Below are 23,681 nucleotides of genomic sequence, written 5' to 3' on the forward strand. Positions count from 1 at the left end.
TGGGGGGCGGCGTTCAGGAGGTGGTCGATGAGGTGCGCCACGTCGTCCAGGCGTACCCGCAACGTCGCCCGCGCCTGCGCGCCGCCGCGCCGGGCAACAGGCGGCCCGGTCTCCTCCACCCGCACCTCGGAGATCTCCAGGCAGACCTCAGGGCTCGGACGGGCGGACGCCGAGGCGTCGGAGCCGAGCGCCTGCTCCTCGGGCGTACGGTCATCGCGGTACGGGCTGCTCTCGGCCATGACCTGCGATTACCCCTCACGTATCCCATCAGGCTCCGACATAAGGGGACTTGGGGGAGGTTTGACCGGAAGGTCAGGCAGGTGGCAACTCCCCGGACCCCCGGGCGACCAGCTCCACGGGAACCGTGATCCGGCGCGGCTCGCGTACGGGATCCAGCAGCAGCTCCACCGCGCCGCGCGCCAGCCGGCCGATGTCGTACCGCACCACCGTCACCCCCGGGCTGAACAGGCCGGCCAGCGCGAAGTCGTCGAACCCCACGTACGCCGGCCGCTCGGGACGCTCCCGCAACGCCTGCAGCACGCCGATCGCCGCCCGGTTGTTCGTCGCGAAGAACGCCGTCGGCGGGTCGGGCAGGTCGAGCAGCCGCCCCACCTCGTACGACACCCGCCCGGGATCGAACACCCCCCGCACCACCAGCGCCTCGTCGGCCGCCGCCCCCGCCTCGCGCAGCGCCGCCCGGTAGCCCCGGGCCCGGTCGTGCACCGAGCTCAGCCCGTCGTCGTCGGAGATCAGCGCGATGCGGCGGTGCCCGTGGGCGAGCAGGTGCGCGGTCGCCGTCCGGCCGCCGCGCTCGTCGTCGAGCATGATCACGTCGGCCCGGTCGAGCCCGCATGGCACACGGTCGACGAAGACCGTGCGGGGGCCGCCGTGCTCGGCCAGCCAGGAGTGGTCAGCCGGCGAGGGCACGACGATCAGCGCGTCCACGCCCCGCGCGTGCATCGACTCGATCAGCATGCGCTCCTTGTCCGGACGCTCCTCGTACGAACCGAACACCACCAGCGCCTCGTGCTCGGCCGCCGCCGCCTCCACCGCGGCGGCCAGGCGGGCGTAGAACTCGTTGGAGATGTTCTCCATCACCAGGCCGAGCGTGAGCATGGTCGCACCCCGGGCCAGCCGGGCGGCGGCCTCGTTGCGGCGGAAGCCGAGCGCGCTGATCGAGTCGTGCACCCGCTGCTGCAGCGAGGCCCGGACGTGCGGCTCCTGGTTGACCACGCGGGACACCGTCTTCAGGCTGACGCCCGCGTGCCGGGCGACGTCCGCCATGGTGGGCTTACGCGTTGTCATAGTCTGCCCCCATGGAGGATGAATGGATCTGCGGCCGGATGGGCGAGGACGAGCCGTGGACGCTGGGCGCGGTGAACCCGCCGGTGTTCGAGAACTCGTTGTTCACCTTCGGGACGGCGGCCGAGCTGGGAGCCGCGATCCGGGACGAGGACGAGCGGTACGTCTACGGCCGCGGCACCAACCCGACCGTCGACGTGGCGCAGCGCAAGCTGGCCGCGCTGGAACGCGGTGAGCGGGCCAAGTGCTTCGGCTCGGGGATGGGCGCCATCTCGGCGACGATCTCCTCGCTGGTGTCCGCCGGTGACCACGTGCTGGTGCTCGGCGCGGTGTACGGGCCGACCACGCAGTTCCTGCGTTACCTGGAGAAGTACGGCGTCACGCATACGCACGTCGACGACCTCGCGGGATGTGACAGCGCTATCAGGGCGAGTACCCGCCTACTGTACTTCGAGTCGCCCTCCTACATGGCGTACGCGATCGTGGACATCGCCGAGGTGGCGGCCTGGGCGCGCGGGCGCGGGCTCGTCACGGTCATGGACAACACCTGGTCCACGCCGCTGTTCCAGAAACCGCTGACGCTGGGCGTGGACCTGGTCGTGCATTCGCTCTCGAAGTACGTCGGCGGGCACAGCGACCTGGTCGGCGGCGTGGTGGTCGGACCGTCCCGGCTGATCCGGCCGCTGGCGCTGACGGAGTACCAGCTCTACGGCGCGGCCATGTCGCCGCACGACGCGGCCAAGGTGATCAAGGGGCTGCGCACGCTGCCCGTGCGGATGGCCGCCCACCAGGAGCGGGGGCTCGCGGTGGCGGCGTTCCTGGAGGGGCATCCCGCCGTACGGGCGGTGAACCATCCGGGGCTGCCCTCCCATCCCGGCCACGCGACCGCGTTGCGGCAGATGTCCGGCTTCTCCAGCCTGTTCAGCATCGAACTCGCCACGGACGATCGCCAGCAGACCGCACTTTTCCTCGATAAATTGCGACATTTCAGGATTGGTGTGTCCTGGGGAGGCTTCGAGAGCCTGGTCATCGCCCCCGCCCTGACCCTCGAGGAGAGCGTGCGGGCCACCATGGGCATCCCCGTCGGCCTGGCCCGCCTGTCGATCGGCCTGGAGCCCGCCGCGGTCCTCGTCGAGGACCTGGATCAGGCGCTGAGCGCCCTGCCCGGCCCCTCGCGTCCGATATCGGGGTGAACGGAATACCCGACCGCTCATCGCGCTGAACAGACCTTTCACCGCAGGCCATCCCCAACTAAACGCGGTACGCGAGCGGCTCGCCGAACAGCACCCCCACGCCTCTCCACGACGGGTAGGTTGCGCTCTTACGTTGAGCGTGATCCGCATCACAGTGGAGGTCTCGTGACGACCAGAGAACATGACGCGTCCGTTTATGAACAGGTGCAGGAGAGCAGTGAGTTCCAGGAGCTGAAGCGGCGTTTCCGCCGCTGGACCTTCCCCATGACGGTGGCCTTCCTGGTGTGGTACCTGCTGTACGTGGTGCTGTCCGGCTGGGCCCGCGACTTCATGGGCATCAAGTTGTTCGGCGACATCAACGTCGGGCTGATCTTCGGGTTGCTGCAGTTCGTCTCGACGTTCCTCATCGCGTGGGCGTACGCGCGGCACGCCGAGAAGAAGCTCGACCCGATCGCCGACAAGCTCCGTCACGAGGTCGAGGAGAAGACGCAGTGAGTTCCACGACGCTGGGGATGATCCTCTTCCTCACCTTCGTCGCCGGCACCCTGGCCATCACGTTCTGGGCCAGCCGCCAGACCAAGACGGCCGCCGACTACTACGCGGGCGGCCGGTCCTTCAGCGGCGTCCAGAACGGCCTGGCGATCGGCGGCGACTACATGTCGGCCGCCTCCTTCCTCGGCATCGCCGGCATCATCGCCGTCTCCGGCTACGACGGGTTCCTGTACTCCATCGGGTTCCTGGTCGCCTGGCTGGTGGCGTTGCTGCTGGTGGCCGAGCTGATGCGGAACTCCGGCAAGTTCACCATGGCCGACGTGCTGGCCTTCCGGATGAGCCCGCGCCCGGTGCGCACGGCGGCGGGCGTGTCCACGATCGTGGTCAGCATCTTCTACCTGCTGGCCCAGATGGTCGGCGCGGGCGCGCTGGTCGGCCTGCTGCTCGGCATCACCAGCGAGGCCGGCAAGGTCTGGACGATCATCGGCGTCGGCGCGCTGATGATCGTCTACGTGGTGTTCGGCGGCATGAAGGGCACCACCTGGGTCCAGATCGTCAAGGCCGTGCTGCTGATGACCGGCGCCGCGCTGGTGACGCTGCTGGTGCTCGGCAAGTACGGCTTCAACCTCTCGTCCCTGCTCGGCCAGGCCGCCGCCACCAGCGGCCCGAAGGCCAACCCCGGCAACTTCCTCATTCCCGGCCTGAAGTACGGCACCGACGCCCAGGGGCTCGCGGGCAAGATCGACCTGATCAGCCTCGGCCTCGCGCTGGTGCTCGGCACGGCGGGCCTGCCGCACATCCTCATCCGCTTCTACACCGTCCCCACCGCCAAGGACGCCCGCAAGTCGGTCCTGTGGGGCATCGGCATCATCGGCGTGTTCTACCTGCTGACCCTGGTGCTCGGCTTCGGCGCGGCGGCGATCGTCGGCAAGACCGACATCCTCAAGGCCGACAAGGCGGCCAACACCGCCGCCCCGCTGCTCGCCGAGCGGATCGGCGCGCAGATCTTCGGCGACGTCGGCGGCACGATCCTGCTCGCGCTCATCGGCGCCGTCGCCTTCGCCACGATCCTGGCCGTCGTCGCGGGCCTGACCCTGGCCTCCTCCTCCAGCTTCGCCCACGACCTGTACGCGCACGTCTTCAAGCGCGGCGGCGCCAGCGAGCGGCAGGAGGTCGTGGTGGCCCGCGTCTCGGCGCTGGTCATCGGCGCCATCGCGATCGGCCTCGGCATCCTCGCCCAGGGCCAGAACGTGGCGTTCCTGGTCGCCCTGGCCTTCGCCATCGCGGCCTCGGGCAACCTGCCGGCGATCCTCTACAGCCTGTTCTGGAAGAGGTTCAACACGGCGGGCGCGGTCGCGGCCATCTACGGCGGCCTCGGCTCGGCGCTGATCCTGGTGATCTTCTCGCCGGTGGTCTCGGCCCCGCCGCCGCCCCCGGGCGCCGCGGTGACCGCGCTGATCCACGGCGTGGACTTCCACTGGTTCCCGCTGAGCAACCCGGGCATCGTCTCCATCCCGCTCGGCTTCCTGTTCGGCTGGCTGGGCACGATCCTCAGCAAGGAGTACAACGCCGCCAAGTACGCCGAGATCGAGGTGCGCTCGCTGACCGGCGTCGGCGCCGAGAAGGCCACCGAGCACTGACCCCCGCTCTCCCTGCGCGTGACGGGGCCCGGCCTGCCACAGGCCGGGCCCCGGTCAGCGTCTACGGGCGTGTGCCCGGCCGGCCAGGTACAGCAGCGCCCCGACCGCGAGCGAGGCCAGGGCGATGCCGCCGACCAGCCAGAACCAGGTGCCGTACGCGACGCGGGCGCCGAACAGGGTGACCGTGCCGGCGTCGTTGGAGATCAGCGGCGTCCACGAGCCCGACAGCGTGGCCACCACGCCCACCAGCGAGGCCAGGGCGCCGACGATCGAGGCGGCCCAGAACACGGCGGGCGAGGCCAGCCGCCGCGCCTCGAACTGGGTCCGGTAGCGCCGCAGGATGATCAGCACGTCCACGAACAGCACCACGATCGACAGGCACCAGATCACCGTGACCGCGGCCTGCAACACGTTGTAGACCTCGGTCTGGGCGTCCGCCGGCGTCGCCGACGCGAACGGCACCACGACGAACGCCGCCACCGTGAACACCGCCGCCAGCACGGTCTGGATCCAGACGGCCACGTCGGGCACCTTGTGGGCGTTCACGTGGCTGACCACGGCGGGCAGCCGCCGGTCCAGCCCGGAGACGAAGATCAGCCGGGCGAAGGAGTAGTCGTAGACCACCGTGATGACGAAGAACATGGCCGCCAGCAGCAGCGCCACCAGCCGTCCGGCCCACTCGCCGAGCCCGACGCCCACCGCCTGGGCGACGGCCGTGACCCCGGCCGCCCGGTCCGGCGGTACCGACACCATCACGCCCCACGTCGCCGCCAGGTAGGCGACCATGACCGCGAGCGAGCCCCACAGCAGGTAGCGGGTCACCGCGCGCTCGTGCCGGATCTCCACCCCCATGTTCAGCGGCACCTCGACCCCCAGCAGGGCCAGCACCGCCAGGCCGAAGAAGCTCCAGTTGGCGAAGTTGACGCCGTGCTCGGCCGACGGGCTCCAGGCGGCGAAGTCCCACGGGTCGGTCGCCGGCGGGTTGCCGCGTAGCAGGTGGACGACCCCGGCGGCGAACATGAGCAGGATCGCCAGCCCGTAGGCGACGAAGACCGCGTTCACCACGTTCTGCGTGAGCCTGAACCGCAGCGCCGCCAGGACGGCGGCCAGCACCAGGATCACCACGATGATCCCGCCCTGGGCCTGCACCGGCAGCTCGCCCAGGGCCGGGAACACCAGCCCCAGGAACGACATCGTCAGCGTTCCCGTGGCGACCATGACCAGCACGCCCGGCCACCACGCGCAGAACCCGGCGAAGAACCCCCAGAACGGCCCGAACGCCTTGCTCGTCCACAGGTAGATCGACCCCTCGCCGGGGAACATCACGCCGAGCTGCCCCGTGACGATCGCGCACGGCACGAGGAAGAGCGCGAACGCGATGGCCCACCAGCCGAAGGCGGCCGGACCGGCGCTCTGGATGACGGCGGCGTTCGTGATGAACAGGACGACGGCCACGAAGATCGCGACCATGTCGAAGGTGGTCAGCACGCGGGGCAGGATCCCGCCCGCCACCCGCTCGGACAGCAGCTCGTCGTCGGTCATGGCCCGGCCTCCCGCACGCAGGCGGATCGTCTCACCTGCCAAGGTCTGCCCGGACGCCCGCGCCGTCAAGCGGCAGGCGGGCGAGTGTCAGCCTCGCCGGTCGTGCACCTCTACGGCCAGGTGCGGCCACGGCCAGGTCGCCAGGTCCGCCGCCGTCGCGGGCGCGGCGGCACGCAGGTCCGCCCGGGGGAGGAACCGGACGCCGGTGCCGGTCGTGCCGTCGCCGGCGACCGGTTCGAGGTCGCTCACCGGCAGGCCGTGCTCGTACCGGCGGGTCCAGGAGCCGTCCAGGCGGCGGTTGGTGTGGACGAGCCACTCGCTGAGGGCCGCGACCACGGACATGCCCCGGCGCGGGTGACCGTCGGGCAGCGTCTGCGCGCCGGGATGGTCGAAGAACCGCAGGTCCCTCGTGGCCATGATCGGCTTCTTGACGGGCCGACCGTGCTCGTCGAGGCGGGTGTCGGTGCCCCGGCCGTCGTCGGTCACCTCGACCGAGCCGTCCGGGTGCAGGACGACGGCGCAGCGCCCGCCGCCCCGGCTCTCCGCCTCGTCGGCGGCGTACGCGACGACCTCCAGGACCAGGTGCGGCACACCGCCGGGAGCGAACTCGCCCGGACGGCGGCGGATGCCCGCGAGGTGCTCTTCGTCCACGCCGCCCGCCCAGTCGTGCGTCGTGTTCCGCCAGGAAGCCCGTGCGTCGTTCATCACGGCAAGTATGCCAAGCGCGTGCCGAGGCGGCCGCGGACGACCTCCCGGAGGTCGTCCGCGGGCCGTTCTCAGCTTCCGACCGGCTCCGCGCGCAGCCGGGCCGAGTGCTTGACCAGGGTGATCAGCACCTCTCGGCTGGAGTCCCGCTTCCGCGCGTCGCACATCACGATCGGGATCGACGGGTTGAGCTGCAGCGCCAGCCGCACCTCGTCCAGCTCGAACGTCGGCGACCCCTCGAAGCAGTTCACCGCCACCACGAACGGCGTCCCGCGCCGCTCGAAGTAGTCGACCGAGGGGAAGCAGTCGGCCAGGCGGCGGGTGTCGGCCAGGATGACGGCCCCCAGGGAGCCCTCGGCCAGCTCGTCCCACACGAACCAGAAGCGTTCCTGCCCGGGGGTGCCGAACAGGTACAGGACGTAGTCGGTGCCCAGGGTGATGCGCCCGAAGTCCATGGCCACCGTGGTGGTGCGCTTGGCCTCCACGGAGGTCAGGTCGTCGACGCCCACGCTGCGGTCGGTCAGCACCTCCTCGGTGCGCAACGGCCGGGTCTCGGACACGGCTCCGACCATCGTCGTCTTGCCCGCACCGAATCCGCCGGCGATCAGGATCTTGATCGCCGTCGGGAGGCGCGGGCGCTCAGAGCGAGCGAAGACCATCGAGCACCGCCCTGTACATCTTCATGTCATGCATGTCCACCTCGGATTGCGGTTCCTGGGCAGAGACGAGTTCGCGGTCGAACAGGTCGCCTAGCAGCACGCGGATCGTGCCGGCCGGGAGGTTCAGGTGCGCGGCTATCTCGGCGACGGACTTGGGTTCGCGGCAGAGCTGGAGGATGCGCAGGTGTTCGGGGTCCAGCCCGGCGTCGGGCCCCGGCGGCGGACCCACCGCCAGCGCCATGGAGATGAGGTCGAACTTGCCGTGCGCGGGCTGGGTCCGCCCGCGCGTGACGACGTAGGGCCGGATGATCTCCGGATCTATCCAGTGTTCGTCCGTGGACTCCTCCGTGGTGCTCACCGGTCGCTCCTGGCGACGGCCTCGGCGTTGCGCGCGCCGGAGGTGAGGTACTGGCCGACCCGCGCCACCAGCATCGCCATCTCGTACGCCACCAGCCCGATGTCGGCGTTCTGGGCGCACAGCACGGCCAGGCAGGCGCGCTCGCCCGCGGTCGTCACGATCAGGAACTGCGACTTCCACTCCACGACCGTCTGCCGCACCGCGCCGGCGGAGATGTGGTCCGCGACGCCCTTGGCCAGGCTCTGCAGGCCGGAGGCGACGGCCGACAGGTGCTCACCGTCGGTGCGCTGCAGACCGGCGGACGAGGCCATGAGCAGGCCGTCGGAGGACAGCACGATGGCGTGCTCGGCCTCCTTGATCCGGCCGATCAGGTCGTCGAGCAGCCAGTTGAGGTCGGTGCCCGCGCTGGGCGTCATGTCGGGCCTCCCGTCGGGAGCCGGGCCGCGGCGCTCATGCCTCGCCTCCCGGCTGCTCTTCCATCAGCCTGGCCGCCTCGGTGCGGCCAAGACGGGTGCCTGACTGCAGGGATCCCATCATGGCGCGGATCTCCTCGGGCGAGCGCTCGTCATCGTCCTCCTCGAAGTCGGGCTGCGTCGGCGTGTCGTCACGCAGCGCTGGCGCCAGGTTGGCCTGGGGGACTCGGAACGGCAGGCCGGACGGCGTGAACTCGGCCACAGGCTGCTGCTCCGGTTCCGCGGGCGGTTCTGGTTCAGGTGAAGGCGAGGGTGCCGGGAAGGGGGTGGCCACCGCGTGGAGCTGGGAGGGGGTGGGGGCGGGCATGGGGGCGGGCATCGGGGCGGGACGCGGCGGGGTCAGGGTGCGGACGTTCTCGGCGGGCCGCGCGACCGTGGCCAGCGTGGTCCCGGTGCTCGTCCGGCGCGGCAGGCTCGGCCGGGTGTCGCCCTCCGGGTGCCGCGGCGCCGGGTCGAGCTCGACGAGCTCCTGCGGCAGCAGCACCACGACCGTGGTCCCCCCGTACGGGGAGGGCTTCAGCACGACCTGGATGTCGTGCCGCCGGGCGAGCTGGCTGACCACGTAGAGCCCCAGCCGGGCGGTGCCGGAGATGCGGAACTCGGGCGGGTCGGCGATGCGCTCGTTGGCCGCGTCGAGGTCCTCGGGCTTCATGCCGAGCCCGCGGTCCTCGATCTCGATGACGTAGCCGTTGGCCACGAGCTGGCCGCTGACCTGCACGTTCGTGTACGGCGGCGAGAACGACACGGCGTTCTCGATCAGCTCGGCCAGCAGGTGGATGACGTCACCGACGGCCCGGCCGACGAGCACCACCTCGCCCATCGGCATGAGCGTGACCCGGGTGTAGTCCTCGACCTCGGCCAGCGCGCCGCGCACCACGTCCACCATGGGGACCGCCCGCCGCCACGTACGGGCGGGCGACGAACCGGACAGGACGATCAGGTTCTCGGCGTTGCGCCGCATCCGGATGGCCAGGTGGTCGAGGCGGAAGAGCTCCTTCAGCTCCTCGGGGTCGGTCTCCCTGCGCTCCATCACGTCGAGGACGGTCAGCTGCCGGTGCACCAGGCCCTGGGTGCGGCGGGCCAGGCTCAGCAGGATGTCGCGGATGCTGCGGCGCAGCTCCGCCTGCTCGGCCGCGACGCTGATCGCCGTGCGCTGCACGGTGTTGAACGCCTGGCCCACCTGCCCGATCTCGTCGTCGCCGAACTCCAGCGCGGGCGCCTCCTTGGCGACGTCCACCACCTCGCCGTGGCCGATGCGCTCGACGATGCCGGGCAGGCGGTCGTCGGACAGCTCGTGGGCGGCGTCGCGCAGCTTCTTGAGCTGGGCGAGCAACTGCCTGGTCGTGGTGATGGACAACACGATCGAGGCGATGACCGCGATCAGGCCGAGACCGCCGGCCAGGAGCAGCCGCACGATGACGCCGATGGCGACGGGGACGATCCGGTCGAGCAGGCGGTCGCCGCCCGCCAGGGTCGTGGTCTGCATGCCGGCGAGCGTCCCGTCGGCCGCCGCGCGCCAGCTCTCGCCGCTCATCGGAAGCGGGCCCATGCCCGGCTCGTGCTGGACGAGCTGCGCCTCCATGGCCTGCAGCCGCACGACGGACTCGCTCTTGAGCCACGCGTCGAACGCGGTCCTGTCCTCGTCGGGCAGCCTGTCCAGCGCCTCGGTCAGCGTGTAGTGGAAGATTCCCGAGGTCTTGACGAACTCGGCGTGCTCGTTCTCGGTGAACGCGCCCTTGGCGAAGACACCGGACAAGAGCGCGTCCTCACGGGCCAGGAACTCCCGCGAGCGGGACATGTCCGACAGCGTACGGCCGATCTTGGCGATCTCCTTGTCGTCGAAGGCGGCCACGGAGTCGTACATGCGGTACATCGCGTCGATGGCGTTGTTGTACTGCCGCGTCGCCTGGGACAGGTCCGCCTTGCCGGTGTCGATCGCCTTCCGTGCCGCCACGAGCTTGTCCAGCTCGGCGTTGACCTCGGAGATACGTTCGAGCAGCGGCTCGTCGGAAGCGAGATCGACCACGTTGCCCTGGGCCGTGGAGGTGAACTCCGCGCGCAGGGAGTCGGTCTTGGCCCGCTGGTCGCGCATGCCCCTGTCGACGGTCCGCGAGCCGGCGCCGAGGTGGGCGACGGTCAGCCGGCGCTCGCGCTGGAGCTCGACCAGCAGCGGCTCGCTCGGCTCGACGATCCTGCTGTCGACGGTCGCCGCCCAGAGCAGGTTGACGCCCTCTCTCAGCGTGACCCACGCCGCGAACGCCCACAACAAGGTGAGCGACACGATTAGCGCCGTGACTTTGGCCCGGACACTGGCATTACGGAAGCGCATGAAGCCCTCCGGAAGGAAAAACCACGCGGTCAGCAGGCCATGTCAAGACGGAGAAAGGGGTACTCCAGGAATCCGACACTCGGGTCACCCTAGCAACGCCTGAATACTGCCTCAACACGCTAGAGCACCATAAAGAGTACTATGTCCTATTTTCACACCTGGAATTTCCTTCGGTGTGACATATTGTGACATGCTGAGCGGCGATGACCGCAGCCCGCACGATGGCTGTCGGCGAGTAAAGCTCCTTGTCATGCCACAGTGGTGGATAGTCAGATAAATTGGCCGACCGAATCAGGTACTCATAACCGCGCCGCGCGGCCCGTTCGCATCGTTCGTCCGGCTCGGGACCGGACAGCAGGAGAGCCTGCATCCCGTACGCCGTCTCCTCCGGCCGGCCCGCCCACCGGCCCCAGGATCCGTCGGCCCGCTGGGTCGACAGGATCCACTCCCGGGCCCGGCGCACCGCCTCGGCGTGCCGGGGTCCGCCGAACTCGCCCAGCGCGAGCACACAGCTCAGCGTGGCGTAGTACGGCGAGGCGTGCCACCTGTCGCTCCAGCTCCCGTCCGGCCGCTGCCGCTCGGCCAGCCAGCGCGCCACCCGCTCGATCCGCGCCCGGTACGCCTGCGCCGCCGCGGGCCTGGCCCGCGCGTACTGGCCCAGCGCGTCGAGCACGTGGGCGTTGACGCTGACGGAGGAGCCGTCCTCGCCCTGCCAGGTGCAGAAGTGCGCGCCGGTGTCGAACGCCGCCAGCGACGAGGGCTCGTACGGCACCCCGAGCAGGGCCAGGGCGTAGAGCGCGACGCTGGTGGTGTCCGCGTCGGCGGGCAGGCCGGCTCCCGCGGGGGTGCCCTCGGGCCCGATGGCGGCCCTCAGGTCGGCAGCCATCTCCGGCGGCACGTCCACCGGGACGCCCGCCCTGAGCAGCCAGCTCAGCACCCAGGCCCGTTCGAAGACGGTGATCGGCAGGCCCACGGGCACCGGGCCGCCGTACCGGAGGGCGACGGCCTCCAGGTGGTGCCTGGCCGGCCCCGCGCCCTCCGCCTCGGGCCGGGCGGACAGCCAGGCGGCCGTGGCGGCCGGGGAGGCGCCGACGGTGCCGATGGGCATGGGCCGCACCGCGCCCGTCGCGCCCACGACCTCCAGCACGTGCTGCACCTTCTGCGGCGGCTCGCCGCCCGACTCCAGCAGCCGCCTGATCCGGCCGAGCCGCGTGGTGTCCATGCCGGGCGGCAGGGGCAGGGGCGGCCCGTCCACGTGCTCGTTCACCAGCCGGACGAGGGCCGGGACGATCAGCTCGATGGCCGGCGTGTCCGGCAGGTCCGACGCCTCGGCCAGCATCGGACGCAACGCCTCCAGCCCCGCCTTGACCGCCGGGAGCAGCGCGCCGGGGTCGCCCTCGCCACGCGCGACCGCGGTGAGCAGGGCCTCCGTGGCGCTCAGCGTGGGCACCAGCGCGTAGCCGTCGGGAGGGCCCCACGCGCCGTCGCCGCGCTGCCCGGCCAGCAGGTACGCCACCCGCTCGCGGTGCCCGGCCAGATCGGGGGCGAGCGTGACCAGGCGCCCGGTCTCGTAGACCGACGGCGACACCTGGCCCCACGGCTGCGCCATCAGCTCGGCCACCAGGAGGCCGGCCTGTTCGGAGAGGTTCACGTCGTCGCCCAGAAGTCGGACAGGCCGTAGAAGCCGGCGCTGTAGTCGAGCTGCCATGTCAGGTACGCGGCCGGGCGCGGATGGCCGTCGCGCAGGGGGGCGATGAGCGCGTGCGCCTCGCGGGCCAGCGCGGCCATCCGTCCGGTCACCTCGTCGCGGGTCAGGCCGAGGGTGAAGGCGTTGAGGTCGCCGTACGCCTTCTCCCGGTGGTGCGTGGCCAGGTCGTTGAGCAGGCGCAGGTACCGCTGCACCGCCTCTCCGGCCGGGCGCAGGAGCTCCAGGGAGGCGGGCGCCCCCACCTGGCCGGTCGCGATCCAGTGCGAGACGGCCACGAAGTACGCGCCGCAACTGCCGGCGTTCGCCAGGTACTCCTCGACGGCGGGCGGCCGGTCGGCGCGGCTCCACTCCCATTCGCGGGCCATGGCCGTGAGCATGCGGCCGAGCTGGTCGCGCCAGGCGGCCTCGAGCTCCGGCGTGGTGCCCAGCGTCGCCAGCAGGTCGGCGGCGAAGGCCCCGGCCGGGGCGGCGGGGGCCTGCGACAGGCAGTCGGCGATCAGCGCGGCGACCTCCTCGCGCGTACCGGCCTCGTGGTCGATCAGCCGGTCGGCGGCGAACACCAGCAGCGAGGCCCGGTTGATCGCCCGCAGTTCCCCGGCCGTCGCCCAGGGCGAGCCGAACGCGCTCGCGAGCCCGAGGGAGGTGTAGAGCCCGGCGTCGAACGCGGCGGCCGGGAACAGGTCGCCGAAGCGCGCGGCGTGCCGGGCCAGCTCCCGGCCGCCGGACACGGCCAGCGCGCAGGCGCGGCCGGTGTCGAAGGCGTTCACCGCCGTGCCTCCAGCGTCATGGTCATGCCGCGCGGCGGGCGCAGCGAGGAGGCCAGGCGCGGGACGGGCGGCCGGTCGAGGTGCACGTGGGGGCGGTACCTGCGCAGGATGCCGGCGATGAGCAGCGGCGCCTCCATCGCGAACAGGTGTTGTCCCAGGCACACGTGCGGCCCGGCGGCGAAGGGCCAGTAGGCGTAGCGGTGGCGCGGCGCGGCGCCGTCCGGCGCGAAGCGTTCGGGGTCGAACGTGGTGGGGCGGTCCCAGAACTCGGCCAGCCGGTGCGTGAGGTACGGGCTGAGGATCACCGTGGAGCCCGCCTCGACGGTGACCCCGCCGATCACGTCGTCCGCGATCGCCCTGCGGGGCAGGATCCAGCCCGAGGGGTAGAGCCGCATCAGCTCGCTGACGAACATCTTCAGGTACGGCATGCGCGGCAGGTGGTCGATGCCGACGGGGTCGTCCCCGACCACGCGGTCCACCTCGTCGTACACCTTGGCGGCGATCTCCGGGTGGGCCTGGAGCACCGGCCAGACCCAGGACAGCGCGGTGGTCGAGGTCTCGGTCGAGGCGCCGTGCATGGCGACGAGGTCGTCCCGGATCCGGCGGTCGCCGCCGGCGCCGCCGTCCTGCGTCCGGGCTCTGACCAGGCGCGAGACGACGTCGTCGCCTTCCAGCTGCTGCCCGCGGGCCTCGGCGATCCGGGGATAGACGACCTCGTCGATGGCCTTGATCGCCCGCCTGAACGCCCGGTCGCCCGGCATCGGCACCTGCTCCGGCACGAACGGCAGCACCACGCGCAGCGCCTTGGCGGTGACGGCGACGTCGTAGGCGGGCACCAGCCGGTTGATGTCCTCCAGCGAGATCTTCGCCCCGAAGAACAGCCGCACGATCACCGGGTGCACGATGGCCGACATGCCCTTGGCCACGTCGAACGGCTGCCCGGGGACGATGGTCGTGTCGATCAGCTCGTCCATGATCCGCGCCATGTTCTCGGCCATGGCGTTGACGTGCCGGGCGGTGAACAGCGGCTGGAGGATGCGGCGGCTCTCGGCCCAGTTCTCGCCGTCGGACAGGATCCCCTCGCCGAGCAGCGGCGCCAGCGGATCCCAGAACATGCCCTCGCGCAGGTAGTTGGCCTGGTTGGCGGTGAGCACCCGCTCGACGTGGTCGGGGTGGGTGACGAGGTAGGGGCGGAAGGGGCCCATGTTCAGGCGTACGACCCGGCCGCCGGCCTCGGCGCCGGCCGCTTCGAGCGCGTGGACCGGAACCCGGTGTCTGGTGAGCCTGGTGAGGAAAGGGATAGTCCTGGTGGCAGTGGCAATATCCGCCACGAGTGTGTCTCCCTTGCGCCCGTCTTACATAACGGACATTTGATGACGAAGGTTAAACCTAGGCTGGAGTATCACATGAGCGTGCATCTAGATTCAAGATCGAACATTGGCAGGAGCACCACGTGAACCTCAGCCGCCCCGGCGCCCGGCTGTCGGACGCCGACATGATCGCCCGCTGTCGTCGCCTGGTGGAGCCCGCCATGCGCGCCGCGGTCGCGGGTCTGCATCCCTGGGGAGCCGCCATGGTCTCCTACAGTCTGGGCTGGTCGGACGCCACCGGACGGCCGCATGAGGGGGCCGGCGGCAAGAGCGTGCGCCCGGCCCTCGCCATCCTCAGCGCCGAGGCCGTCGGCGGCACCGCCGAACAGGCGCTGCCGGGAGCCGTCGCGATCGAGCTCGTGCACGCCTTCTCGCTCGTGCACGACGACATCATCGACCAGGACGAGCTGCGCAGGCACCGGGACGCCCTGTGGAAGGCGTACGGGGTGGGGCCCGCCCTGCTGGCCGGGGACGCGCTGCTGGCCCTGGCCGTGGCCCGGCTCGCCGACCGCCCCGAGGCGATGCGCCACCTGTCGGCGGCCCTCGTCGAGCTGGTCCAGGGCCAGACCGCCGACATGGCCTTCGAGAGCAGGCCGTGGAGCGGGCCCGGCGAGGTGAGCGTGGCCGAGTACACGCAGATGGCGGCGGGCAAGACCGGGTCCCTGCTGGGGGCGGCCGCGGCCGCGGGGGTCGCGCTCGGCGGCCGGCCGGACCTCTCCGAGCGCATGTGGCGCATGGGGGTGGAGCTCGGCGTGGCCTTCCAGATCGCCGACGACGTGCTGGGGATCTGGGGGGAGCCGCAGGTCACCGGGAAACCCGTGCACGGCGACCTGCGGCTGCGGAAGAAGACCCTGCCGGTGCTCGCCGCGCTGGGATCGGGCGAGCCCGCGGCCCGTCGCCTGGCCGACGCGCTGGCCTCGGGCGAGACCGACGACGCGGCCCTGACGCTGGCCGCCTGCCTGATCGAGGAGGCGGGCGGCCGGACGATCGCGGACCGCCTGGCCGCCCGGCACCTGAAGGCGGCGCTGGACGTACTGGACGAATGCCTGCCCGGCGCCGTCGCGCTCAGGGAGCTGTGCGTCTCGCTGGCCGGCCGCGCCCGCTGACCCCGTTGCCCGCGCGGGAACGGGCGCCGGTCGATCAGGGGCGGGAGGCCTCGTCGAGGAGGGCCAGCTCCTCCTCGCCCAGCTCCAGCTCCGCCGCCGCCAGCAGCGGCTTGAGCTGACGGGGGTCGCGCGCGCTGGCGATCGGCGCGGTGACCGTGGGCTGGGCGGCCAGCCAGGCCAGCGCCACGGAGGCGGGCTCGGCGCCGCGCTCGGCGGCCACCTTCAGCAGCCCTTCGAGCGTCCTGCGCCCGTGCTCGGTGTCCAGGTACTCGGCCGCCTTCCCGGCCCGCGGGCTGTCGACCGTGACGCCCGGCTGGTACTTGCCGGTCAGGAACCCGCGGGCCAGCCCGAAGTACGGCGTGCTCGACAGGCCGGCCGACGCCACCACGTCCCGCAGCTCGCCCTCGTAGCCCCGGTCGACCAGGTTGTACGGCTGCTGCAGCGCCACGTACGCGGCCAGCCCCTCGTCCCGGGAGATCCGCAGGGCCTCGGCCAGCCGCGCCGGCCCGTAGTTGGACGCGCCGATCTGGCGTACCTTGCCCTCCTTGACCAGGGCGTCGAAGGCGGCCAGCGACTCCACCAGGGGTGTGTCGTGGTCGTCCACGTGCGCCCAGTACAGGTCGATGTAGTCGGTGCGCAGGCGGCGCAGCGAGTCCTCGACGGCCGCCCGGATGGTGGCCGGGGCCAGCCCTTCGAGCCCCTCCAGCATGCCGACCTTGGTGGACACGACCATCGAGTCCCGGTTGCCGCGGTCGGCCATCCACTCGCCGATGATCAGCTCGGACGTGGACTCGCCGGTCACCCAGTGGGGGTAGACGTCGGCCGTGTCGATGAAGTTGCCGCCGCCCTCGACATAGGCGTCGAGCACCGCGAACGAGGTCTCCTTGTCCGCGGTCCAGCCGAAGACGTTGGTGCCGAGCGATATCGGGAAAACGGACAGGTCCGTCGTGCCTATTGATCTCATGCGGCCATTATCCGCGCCACCGGCGAGCGGGCACGGACGGCGCCCCGGTCACGTGCCGCCAGGTCAGCGGCGGTGCCGAGGGCGCCGCGACCGCCGGCCGGCGCGGCGCGGGCCAGTGCTCCACGCACGCCGGCCGGCGCGGCCCTCGGTCAGTGCTCCACGGAGGCCAGGTCGAGGGCGCGCGGGGTGAGCAGCCAGACCACCAGCGCGCCGACCAGCATCAGCGCGGCCCCGGCTCCCGAGGTCAGCGCCAGCGAGTCGGTGAAGGCCGCCCTCGCCGTCTCCACCAGCCGCGCCCCCTGTGCCCCGAGGTCGGCGGCGACGTCGAGCGCGCCGCCCAGCGACTCGCTCGCCGCGCCCGCGCCGGGGCCCGCGTAGTCGAGCGCGTTCCGGTAGACCGCGGCCGCCACGCTGCCCAGCACGGCCACGCCGAGCGCCGCGCCCACCTCGTAGCTGGTCTCCTCGATGGCCGCCGCGCTGCCCGACTTCTCCGGCGGCGAACCGGCCATGATCACCGCGGAGGCGATGGCCAGCGCGCCGTTGCCCGCGCCGATCAGCGCCAGCGCGACGGCGACCGGCCAGTAGCCCAGCGGCTGCGGCGCCAGGCACACCAGCAGGAACCCCAGCCCCGTCACCGCGAGCCCGCCCGTCAGCACCACCCGGGCGCCGACGCGTTCGGCCAGGACCGGCGCGAGCGGTGAGGCGATCAGCGCGGCCAGCGCGGCCGGCAGCAGCCGCACGCCCGTCTCCAGCGGCGCGTACCCCTGGACGAGCTGCATCCACTGCGCGAGCAGCAGCAGCACGGCGGCCATCGCGATCGACGTGGTCAGCGCCGTCACCACGCCCGCCGAGAACGGCGCGCTGCGGAACAGTCTGATCTCCAGCAGCGGATCGGGCCTGCGCGCGCACCGCACCACGAACCAGCCCAGCGCGCCCGCCGCGACCACCGTGGCGGCCAGGGCGGCGGGCGAGGTCAGGCCGTCCTTGCCGAACGTCTTGACCGCGTACAGCAGCGCGGCCATGCCCGCCATCGACAGGACGGTCCCCAGCGCGTCCCATCGGCCCGGCCTGGGGTTGCGCGTCTCGGGCAGCAGGAGCAGCCCGGCGACGACGGCCGCCGCCATGACGGGCACGTTCACCAGGAACGCCGACTGCCAGGAGAAGTGCTCCAGCAGGAACCCGCCCAGGATCGGGCCGAGCGCCGCGCCCATCGCCGCCATCGCCGACCAGACGCCGAGCGCCCTGGCCCGCTCGCCCGGATCGGTGAACAGGTTCCGGATCATCGACAACGTGGACGGCATGATCATCGCGCCGCCCACGCCGAGCAGCGCCCGTACGGCGATCACCTCGGCGGCCGAGTCGGCCAGCAGCACCGCCGTCGAGGCCACCCCGAACACGGTGAACCCGGCCAGCAGCATGCGCTTGCGCCCCCACCGGTCGCCGAGCGCGCTCGCCGTGACCAGCAGCCCGGACAGCACCAGCGAATAGGCGTCCACCATCCACAGCAGTTCGACCGAGGTCGGCCGCAGGTCCTCGGTGATCGCGGGCAGGGCGACGTTGAGCACGGTCATGTCCATGACCACGAGCAGCACGCTGGCCGACAGCACGGCCAGGCCCGCCCACCGCCGGCGCGCCGAGAGGCCGGTGACCGTCATCACGACCACCCCCGGCGCCCGCGCCGGCCAGGAACGTCTCCCGCAGCAGCCTGGCGACGTCCCTGCGGGCGACGTCGCCGCGTCGCAGGCTCTCCCGGACGGCCACGAGCAGGCCGTACACCGTGTTGCTGATCCAGCGGGGCGGCAGGTCGGCGCGCAGCAGGCCGGCCCGCTGGGCGGCGGCGAAGAGCGCGATCTCGCGCTCCTCCAGCTCCTCCGAGCGGCGCAGCAGCTCCGGGTGCACGGCCATCGCGTAGTCGGTGAGGCCGAAGCCGTACTCGTCGGCCACCTCGATCCACCCCTCCAACAGGGTCTCCAGGGCCCGGCGGAGCACGCGCGGGTCGTCGGAGGCGGCGGCGGCCGGCACGTCCGCGCGCACCTGGAGGTCGTGCCACCGGTCGTGCGCGCGGTGGCCGAGCGCCGTCATCAGCTCCTCGCGGCTGCTGAACTGCCGGTGGAGCGTGGCCCTGCTGACCCCCACCGCCTCGGCGAGCTGGGCCATCGAGGCGGCCGGATGCTCGTTGAGGTGCTGGATCGCCGCGGTCATGACCTGCTCCCGGCTCACCACCATGAGACAACTCCGTCAAATATGAGACATTTACGTCTCAAGCCTACACGGCGGCCGGAGGGCAGCAGGCTCTCGCCCCGGCGGGATGGCGATGAAGTCGCAGGTGGCGCTAGGGTGCGAGCTGTGTCGATCGGTGACGCGCGCACGCGCATCCTGGACGCGGCCGAGGAACTGTTCGCGGGCGGCGGCTACGAGGCCACGCCGACCGCGGTGATCGCCAGGCTCGCGAGAGTCCCCAAAGGGCTGATCTTCCACTACTTCCCGCGGAAGATCGACGTACTCGTCGCCCTCGTCGACGAGCGCACCCTGATCGAGGAGGGCCGCGAGGTCGACGCCGTGCCCGGCGACCCGGCCGGCACGCTGGCCCGGCTGGCGCGCGGGCTGCCGCTGCGGGCCTCACCGGCGATGCGGCGCATCCTGTTCCGCGAGGCCGACACGCACGGCTCGGTCAAGGAGCGGCTCGGCAGGCTCAACGGCGAGCTGATCAGCAGGGCCAGGTTCGCGCTGGAGCTGGCGCTGCCCGGCACGCGCGGCGACGCGGCCCGCCTGGAGGTGGCCGCGGCGACGTTCGCCGCCGTGCTGCTCTACCAGGAGAACCTCTGCCAGCTAACCGGTCACCAGATCGACCCCGACGCCGTCGCCGAACTCATCGCCCACGCCCTCGGCTAGCAGCTCGTCGAGGGCGTCGCGCAGGTGGCCGAGCAGGCCCCACACGTCGTCCACGCGCTCGGGGCAGGCCACGATGCCGAAGTCGAGCATGCCGTCGTAGGAGAAGCAGGTGATGTTCACGCCGCCGGACAGGTCGGTCAGCACCGACAGCGGGTAGTAGGCCAGCACCCGGCCGCCGCACATGTAGAGCGGGAACTGCGGGCCAGGCACGTTGCTGATGATCAGGTTGATCGGCGGGAACGCCGTCCCGGCCAGCCGGAAGATCGCCGGGGTGGCCAGGCTGGTGACCGGCGCGGGCAGCAGCGAGCACAGCTCGCCGAGCCAGCTCGCCGGCGCGAGGGCGAAGCGCCGCTTGGCCCTGCTCATGGTCTCGCCGACCGCCCGCAGCCGCTCCCCGGCGTCGGGTACGTTCGTCGGCATCGGCGCCACCATGGCCGAGATCTGGTTCCCGACCACGTCCGAGGCCCCGCCCGTACGCACCGACACCGGCACGGCCACCACCAGCGGCTCGGCGGGCAGCGCGTCCCGTTCGTCCAGCCACGAGCGCAGTGCCGAGGCGCACAGCGTCATCACCACGTCGTTGACGCTGATGCCGTTGGCCTTGGCGACCTTCTTGACCTCCTTCAGCGGCACCGACCCGAACGACAGCTCGCGCCGCGCGCTGATCGGCCCGTTGAACGGCGTGCGCGGCGCGGTCAGGCCCGGCAGCTCGGGGCGCTGCTTCTGGTCGCCGGTCACCAGCCGGGCGGCCCTGGCGATCGCCTGCGCGCCGGGCAGCGCGCCGGCCAGCGGGATCGCGTCGAGGTCGCCCGCGGCCCTGACCACCGAGCGGGCGGCGCGCACCGGATGGGTGAGCGTCCGCACGGCGGCCCCGGCCAGCATCTCCACCAGGCCCGGCGGGTCCTGCCGCGGCGGCGCCGGGCGCGGCCCGCGCTCCCGCACGCCCTCCGGGGTCAGGTCGAGCAGGGTCGCCAGGGTCTCCGCGCCCGACACGCCGTCGATGGCCGCGTGGTGCACCTTCGTGTAGACCGCGACCCGGCCGCCCGCCAGCCCCTTGATCAGGTGCATCTCCCACAGCGGACGCGACCGGTCGAGCCTGCGCTCGTGGATCGCGGCCACCGCCTCGGCCAGCGCGGCGTCGTCGCCGGGCGCCGGCAGCGTGGTCTCGAACAGGTGGTTGGCCAGGTCGAAGTCCGGGTCGGCACACCAGTAGGGACGGTCGAGCCCGAACGGCACCTCGACCAGGCGCAGGCTGAGCGCGGGGGAGAGGTGGACGCGGTCCAGCAGCAGCTCGGCCAGCGCGTCCCGGTCCACCGCGCCGCCGGCCGGGTCGAGGACCGCCAGCCCGGCGACGTGCGCCGCGGTGGTCTCGGACTCGACATGGAGGAACTGGGCGTCCAACGGGGTCAGCTGGCGCATCTGCTCTCCCTTCTTCCTTGCGTGCTTCGACGTCTGCTTCGACGTCTGCCTCGATGTGTGCTTCGTCTTGTGCGAAAGCCTCGCACGGTGTCATTTCCGTAACGTTTCCGCGAGAGTCTTTCAGATGAAATGCACACCTCCGAACCACTTCCTGATGAACGGCCAGCTCAGCCGTGTTCGTGACACTTACCTATCCGTTGACCACCTGCACCGGATGCCGCACGACCGCGTCGAAGGAGTAGCCGAAGGGGTGCTTGGGCGTGCGCAGCGGCTGCGTGGCGCCGGTCTCGTCGGTGGCCCTGGCCATCAGCACGGCGGGCCCGGTGTGCTTCGGCGCCCACTGGACGTGCCACGGCAACCACGCCCCGACCAGGTGCGGGCCGTGATGCTCGGCCGGATGCCAGGACTGCCCGCCGTCGAAGCTGACCTCCACCGCGACGATCCGCCCGCGCCCCGACCACGACCGGCCGCGCAGCACGTGCGGCCCCGGACGGCCGCGCCAGGCGTGCGGGCCGCGGATCGGCAGCCGGGCGTCCCAGGGCAGCTCGAAGGCGCTCTTCACGGGCTGCGCCGCGACGTCCCGGTAGAAGACGGTGTTCCAGGGCGTGAACATCTTGCTGGTCGAGACCTCGATGTCCCCCAGCCACTTGATGGAGGCGATCCCCACCCAGCCCGGCACCACCAGCCGCACCGGGAACCCGTGGTCGGGCGGCAGCGGCCGGCCGTTCATCTCGTACGCCACGAGCACGTCGAGCATCGCCTTGCCGACGGGCAGCGGGCGGCGGACGTGGCCGTGGTGCTCGAAGGGCGCGTCGAGGCCGGTGGGCAGCACGTCCACGGCCTCGGGGCGCAGGCCGGCCTCGGCGAGCAGGTGGCGCAGCGGCACGCCGCGCCACCTCGCCACGCCGACGGCCCCCAGGCCCCACTGCGTGCCGGGCGCGGGGTCGCCCTGCTGGGTGCCGTAGAACGCGCGGCCGTTGCCGGCGCACTCGATGGCCACGTCGTGGGTGCGCGAGGGCATCGACAGCAGCTCGTCGTAGCTGAAGGCGCGCGGCCCGCGCAGCCCGGCGCCGTGCAGGTGGAGCTGCCAGCCGGCGGCGTCGATCAGCGGGGTGGAGGTGTGGTTCCTGACGAAGAAGCGGTCGTTCGGCGTGTGGTAGCCGACCCCGGACATCGCCTCCCACCGCATCTCCGCGTTCCCGTCGTGGACCAGGAACAGGTGGTCGGGCAGCGGTTTGACGATCGTCGCCGCGACTTGCTTCATGGGAGCCACCTCTCGCAAGACGTATTTCCTACCTGGAAACCATTTAATCTCCTCGCGCTGTCTCCGCGTGCGCGTGCTTGCCGAATGCTGTCCCGGTTGTGGGACCGTTCCAGCCGTACCGAGACCTACCCAGCGGCACGGGTGCGGCAACCGTGCCTTTCGGGGTGGTTCGTCAGTGCGTCCGGACGAGGGCGGAGAAGGGCTCGCCGGCGTTGAGCCTGGTCGCCAGGTTGAGCAGCCCCGCACGGCCGCCGTTCTCGCCCAGCCAGCGGCTCACCTGGCAGGCCGACCTGGCGTACGTGGCGGGGTCCGCGCTCGCCGTGCGCAGCCACTCCTCCAGCGTCACCGGCAGCGGCCCGGACGGCGCCACCAGGCAGCGGTCCGCCGCGGACTCCGGGGCCAGGTAGCGCGGGTCGCCGGAGACCACCACCGCCAACCCCTCGTCGAACCACTGCGGCACGTCAGCGGAGGAGGCGAGCCTGGCGTGCAGCTCGACGTGGGACATCTCATGGGAGGCGATCACCGGGTCGAGGCCGCGCGGCGAGAGCATGACCGACCGGTTGAGCACCGCGACGCCGCGCTCCTGGCCGCCGCCGATACGCCGATAGCACGCCTCGGTCAGGCAGACGAGCAGGCCGGGTGAGCTCAGGCGGCCGCCGTAGAAGGCGGTGACCCGGCGGGTGGCCTGGCCGGCCACCTCGCCGACGCGCTCGCGCTGGGCGGGGGTGAGGCCGTCCTCGACGTGCACTCCCGGGCTCAGCTCGGTCAGGCCGTAGCAGCCGGGGCAGGTGGTGGCGGCGAGCGAGGGATAGGCCAGGGCGACCCCGCCGACGGCGGCGAACAACAGCCCGGCCAGCGCGGCGACGATGATCTTCCACACCCGACGTCCCCGGCGCCCCGACTTGGGGCTCTTGGCGGGTGCGGCGGCAGGACCGGCCAACGGCCCAGCGGCGGAACCGCCGGCGGGATCGCTGGTGGGATCGTCGGCGGGATCGTCGGCGGAAGCGACGGGCGTGCCGGCTGGATCGGCGAGCGGCCCAGCGATGGCGGCCGGTCCGCCGGACGGCCCGGCGGAATCGGTGGGGGCGGCTGGTCCGGCGGGCGGCCTGGCCGAATCGGCAGGGGCGGCGGCCGGATCGGAATGCGGCCCGGCGGAGTCGGCGGGCCGGGGCGCAGAGGTCGGGTCCGGGACTGCGGGGGCGGGGTCTGGTTGTCCTCCATCGCCGTCCAAGCTAGCGAAGCAGAAGGAACCACGCGCACACCAACCACCGGACGGTCCCTGACACCCGCCACCACTGGACGGGCCCTGTCATCCGCCACCGGTCGGCTCCTGTCATCCGCCACCACTGGACGGGCCCTACGCCGACCACCGCACGGGCCCTCATGCCTGCCATCTGGGGGCTGCGTACGCCGTCGGGCAGGCTGGGCACGCCTGCCCGACGAAGAGGTCCTGTGCGCGTCGTCCGCCGGGGGAGCCCTGCGCGTCGTCCGTAGGGAA

21 protein-coding genes and 1 pseudogene are annotated in these 23,681 nt (G+C 72.1%); 6 read left to right on the forward strand and 16 right to left on the reverse strand.

The window, feature by feature from the left end; all coding sequences use genetic code 11:
• Positions 1-312 precede the first annotated feature (312 nt).
• Complete coding sequence (locus ACNF49_RS20650; protein WP_482944713.1) at positions 313-1,305, reverse strand: LacI family DNA-binding transcriptional regulator; 993 nt, start codon at positions 1,303-1,305, stop codon at positions 313-315.
• An 11-nt stretch (positions 1,306-1,316) separates the two neighbouring features.
• Here ACNF49_RS20650 and ACNF49_RS20655 point away from each other — a divergent pair, with 11 nt between their 5' ends.
• The 3 genes from ACNF49_RS20655 to ACNF49_RS20665 all read left to right on the forward strand — a co-directional run bounded on the left by ACNF49_RS20655 (position 1,317) and on the right by ACNF49_RS20665 (position 4,627).
• Complete coding sequence (locus ACNF49_RS20655) at positions 1,317-2,495, forward strand: trans-sulfuration enzyme family protein (RefSeq protein ID WP_482944714.1); 1,179 nt, start codon at positions 1,317-1,319, stop codon at positions 2,493-2,495.
• A 165-nt stretch (positions 2,496-2,660) separates the two neighbouring features.
• Positions 2,661-2,990 carry a DUF485 domain-containing protein gene (locus tag ACNF49_RS20660; RefSeq protein ID WP_357964516.1) on the forward strand — a complete coding sequence of 110 codons (330 nt, stop codon included), beginning with the start codon at positions 2,661-2,663 and terminating at the stop codon, positions 2,988-2,990.
• A complete protein-coding gene (locus ACNF49_RS20665) occupies positions 2,987-4,627 on the forward strand; it encodes a monocarboxylic acid transporter (protein ID WP_498702769.1) in 1,641 nt (546 codons plus the stop codon). The genes ACNF49_RS20660 and ACNF49_RS20665 overlap by 4 nt, the downstream gene beginning before the upstream one ends.
• A gap of 54 nt (positions 4,628-4,681) precedes the next feature.
• Here the strand turns inward: ACNF49_RS20665 and ACNF49_RS20670 are convergent, their stop codons facing one another.
• From ACNF49_RS20670 to ACNF49_RS20710, 9 genes are all read right to left on the reverse strand, one after another.
• Positions 4,682-6,169, reverse strand: coding sequence for an APC family permease (locus ACNF49_RS20670; RefSeq protein WP_357964514.1), 1,488 nt, complete (start codon positions 6,167-6,169; stop codon positions 4,682-4,684).
• An 87-nt stretch (positions 6,170-6,256) separates the two neighbouring features.
• Complete coding sequence (locus ACNF49_RS20675; RefSeq protein WP_482944715.1) at positions 6,257-6,874, reverse strand: DNA topoisomerase subunit B; 618 nt, start codon at positions 6,872-6,874, stop codon at positions 6,257-6,259.
• A gap of 71 nt (positions 6,875-6,945) precedes the next feature.
• Positions 6,946-7,533: a GTP-binding protein gene (locus tag ACNF49_RS20680; protein WP_352324453.1), complete on the reverse strand. Its 588-nt coding sequence runs from the start codon at positions 7,531-7,533 to the stop codon at positions 6,946-6,948.
• A complete protein-coding gene (locus ACNF49_RS20685) occupies positions 7,514-7,891 on the reverse strand; it encodes a DUF742 domain-containing protein (protein WP_352356948.1) in 378 nt (125 codons plus the stop codon). The genes ACNF49_RS20680 and ACNF49_RS20685 overlap by 20 nt, the downstream gene beginning before the upstream one ends.
• Entirely contained in the window at positions 7,888-8,307 is a 420-nt protein-coding gene (locus ACNF49_RS20690; protein WP_357964510.1) for a roadblock/LC7 domain-containing protein, read from the reverse strand. Before ACNF49_RS20690 ends, ACNF49_RS20685 begins: the two co-directional genes overlap by 4 nt.
• A gap of 34 nt (positions 8,308-8,341) precedes the next feature.
• A complete protein-coding gene (locus ACNF49_RS20695) occupies positions 8,342-10,645 on the reverse strand; it encodes a sensor histidine kinase (protein WP_357964508.1) in 2,304 nt (767 codons plus the stop codon).
• A gap of 187 nt (positions 10,646-10,832) precedes the next feature.
• Positions 10,833-12,344: a prenyltransferase/squalene oxidase repeat-containing protein gene (locus ACNF49_RS20700; protein WP_482944716.1), complete on the reverse strand. Its 1,512-nt coding sequence runs from the start codon at positions 12,342-12,344 to the stop codon at positions 10,833-10,835.
• Positions 12,341-13,168 (reverse strand): terpene synthase family protein, encoded by an 828-nt coding sequence (locus ACNF49_RS20705; protein ID WP_482944717.1) that lies wholly within the window; start codon positions 13,166-13,168, stop codon positions 12,341-12,343. The genes ACNF49_RS20700 and ACNF49_RS20705 overlap by 4 nt, the downstream gene beginning before the upstream one ends.
• Positions 13,165-14,499: a cytochrome P450 gene (locus tag ACNF49_RS20710; protein ID WP_482944718.1), complete on the reverse strand. Its 1,335-nt coding sequence runs from the start codon at positions 14,497-14,499 to the stop codon at positions 13,165-13,167. The genes ACNF49_RS20705 and ACNF49_RS20710 overlap by 4 nt, the downstream gene beginning before the upstream one ends.
• A gap of 122 nt (positions 14,500-14,621) precedes the next feature.
• On the opposite strand from ACNF49_RS20710, the gene ACNF49_RS20715 reads away from it, so the two are divergent.
• A complete protein-coding gene (locus ACNF49_RS20715) occupies positions 14,622-15,644 on the forward strand; it encodes a polyprenyl synthetase family protein (RefSeq protein WP_357964500.1) in 1,023 nt (340 codons plus the stop codon).
• A 34-nt stretch (positions 15,645-15,678) separates the two neighbouring features.
• Here ACNF49_RS20715 and ACNF49_RS20720 read toward each other — a convergent pair whose 3' ends face one another.
• Positions 15,679-16,608: an aldo/keto reductase gene (locus ACNF49_RS20720; protein WP_482944719.1), complete on the reverse strand. Its 930-nt coding sequence runs from the start codon at positions 16,606-16,608 to the stop codon at positions 15,679-15,681.
• A 149-nt stretch (positions 16,609-16,757) separates the two neighbouring features.
• On the reverse strand, positions 16,758-18,263 hold the full coding sequence (locus ACNF49_RS20725) for an MFS transporter (RefSeq protein WP_482944720.1): 1,506 nt from the start codon (positions 18,261-18,263) through the stop codon (positions 16,758-16,760).
• Between the two features lie 122 nt (positions 18,264-18,385).
• On the opposite strand from ACNF49_RS20725, the gene ACNF49_RS20730 reads away from it, so the two are divergent.
• Entirely contained in the window at positions 18,386-18,520 is a 135-nt protein-coding gene (locus ACNF49_RS20730; RefSeq protein WP_482944721.1) for a hypothetical protein, read from the forward strand.
• A 215-nt stretch (positions 18,521-18,735) separates the two neighbouring features.
• Here the strand turns inward: ACNF49_RS20730 and ACNF49_RS20735 are convergent.
• A pseudogene (locus ACNF49_RS20735) lies at positions 18,736-18,834 on the reverse strand (TetR/AcrR family transcriptional regulator); the annotation flags it as partial.
• Between the two features lie 120 nt (positions 18,835-18,954).
• On the opposite strand from ACNF49_RS20735, the gene ACNF49_RS20740 reads away from it, so the two are divergent.
• On the forward strand, positions 18,955-19,500 hold the full coding sequence (locus ACNF49_RS20740) for a TetR/AcrR family transcriptional regulator (protein ID WP_357964493.1): 546 nt from the start codon (positions 18,955-18,957) through the stop codon (positions 19,498-19,500).
• On the opposite strand, the gene ACNF49_RS20745 is transcribed toward ACNF49_RS20740, so the two are convergent.
• From ACNF49_RS20745 to ACNF49_RS20755, 3 genes are all read right to left on the reverse strand, one after another.
• Positions 19,438-20,919: a WS/DGAT/MGAT family O-acyltransferase gene (locus ACNF49_RS20745; RefSeq protein ID WP_357964492.1), complete on the reverse strand. Its 1,482-nt coding sequence runs from the start codon at positions 20,917-20,919 to the stop codon at positions 19,438-19,440. The genes ACNF49_RS20740 and ACNF49_RS20745 overlap by 63 nt on opposite strands.
• Positions 20,920-21,109: 190 nt before the next feature.
• Complete coding sequence (locus ACNF49_RS20750) at positions 21,110-22,183, reverse strand: sulfite oxidase (RefSeq protein ID WP_357964491.1); 1,074 nt, start codon at positions 22,181-22,183, stop codon at positions 21,110-21,112.
• 172 nt (positions 22,184-22,355) lie between these two features.
• Positions 22,356-23,063, reverse strand: coding sequence for a hypothetical protein (locus ACNF49_RS20755; RefSeq protein ID WP_482944722.1), 708 nt, complete (start codon positions 23,061-23,063; stop codon positions 22,356-22,358).
• Positions 23,064-23,681: the final 618 nt, after the last annotated feature.

The organism is Actinomadura sp. ATCC 39365 (assembly GCF_054392275.1).

Bases quoted from the DNA above. Each gene is read 5' to 3' on its own strand.
- ACNF49_RS20690 (WP_357964510.1), bottom strand. From the start codon at position 8,307: ATGACGCCCAGCGCGGGCACCGACCTCAACTGGCTGCTCGACGACCTG.
- ACNF49_RS20675 (WP_482944715.1), bottom strand. From the start codon at position 6,874: ATGAACGACGCACGGGCTTCCTGGCGGAACACGACGCACGACTGGGCG.
- ACNF49_RS20650 (WP_482944713.1), bottom strand. From the start codon at position 1,305: ATGACAACGCGTAAGCCCACCATGGCGGACGTCGCCCGGCACGCGGGC.
- ACNF49_RS20750 (WP_357964491.1), bottom strand. From the start codon at position 22,183: ATGAAGCAAGTCGCGGCGACGATCGTCAAACCGCTGCCCGACCACCTG.
- ACNF49_RS20680 (WP_352324453.1), bottom strand. From the start codon at position 7,533: ATGGTCTTCGCTCGCTCTGAGCGCCCGCGCCTCCCGACGGCGATCAAG.
- ACNF49_RS20670 (WP_357964514.1), bottom strand. From the start codon at position 6,169: ATGACCGACGACGAGCTGCTGTCCGAGCGGGTGGCGGGCGGGATCCTG.
- ACNF49_RS20655 (WP_482944714.1), top strand. From the start codon at position 1,317: ATGGAGGATGAATGGATCTGCGGCCGGATGGGCGAGGACGAGCCGTGG.
- ACNF49_RS20720 (WP_482944719.1), bottom strand. From the start codon at position 16,608: ATGAGATCAATAGGCACGACGGACCTGTCCGTTTTCCCGATATCGCTC.
- ACNF49_RS20745 (WP_357964492.1), bottom strand. From the start codon at position 20,919: ATGCGCCAGCTGACCCCGTTGGACGCCCAGTTCCTCCATGTCGAGTCC.
- ACNF49_RS20725 (WP_482944720.1), bottom strand. From the start codon at position 18,263: ATGACGGTCACCGGCCTCTCGGCGCGCCGGCGGTGGGCGGGCCTGGCC.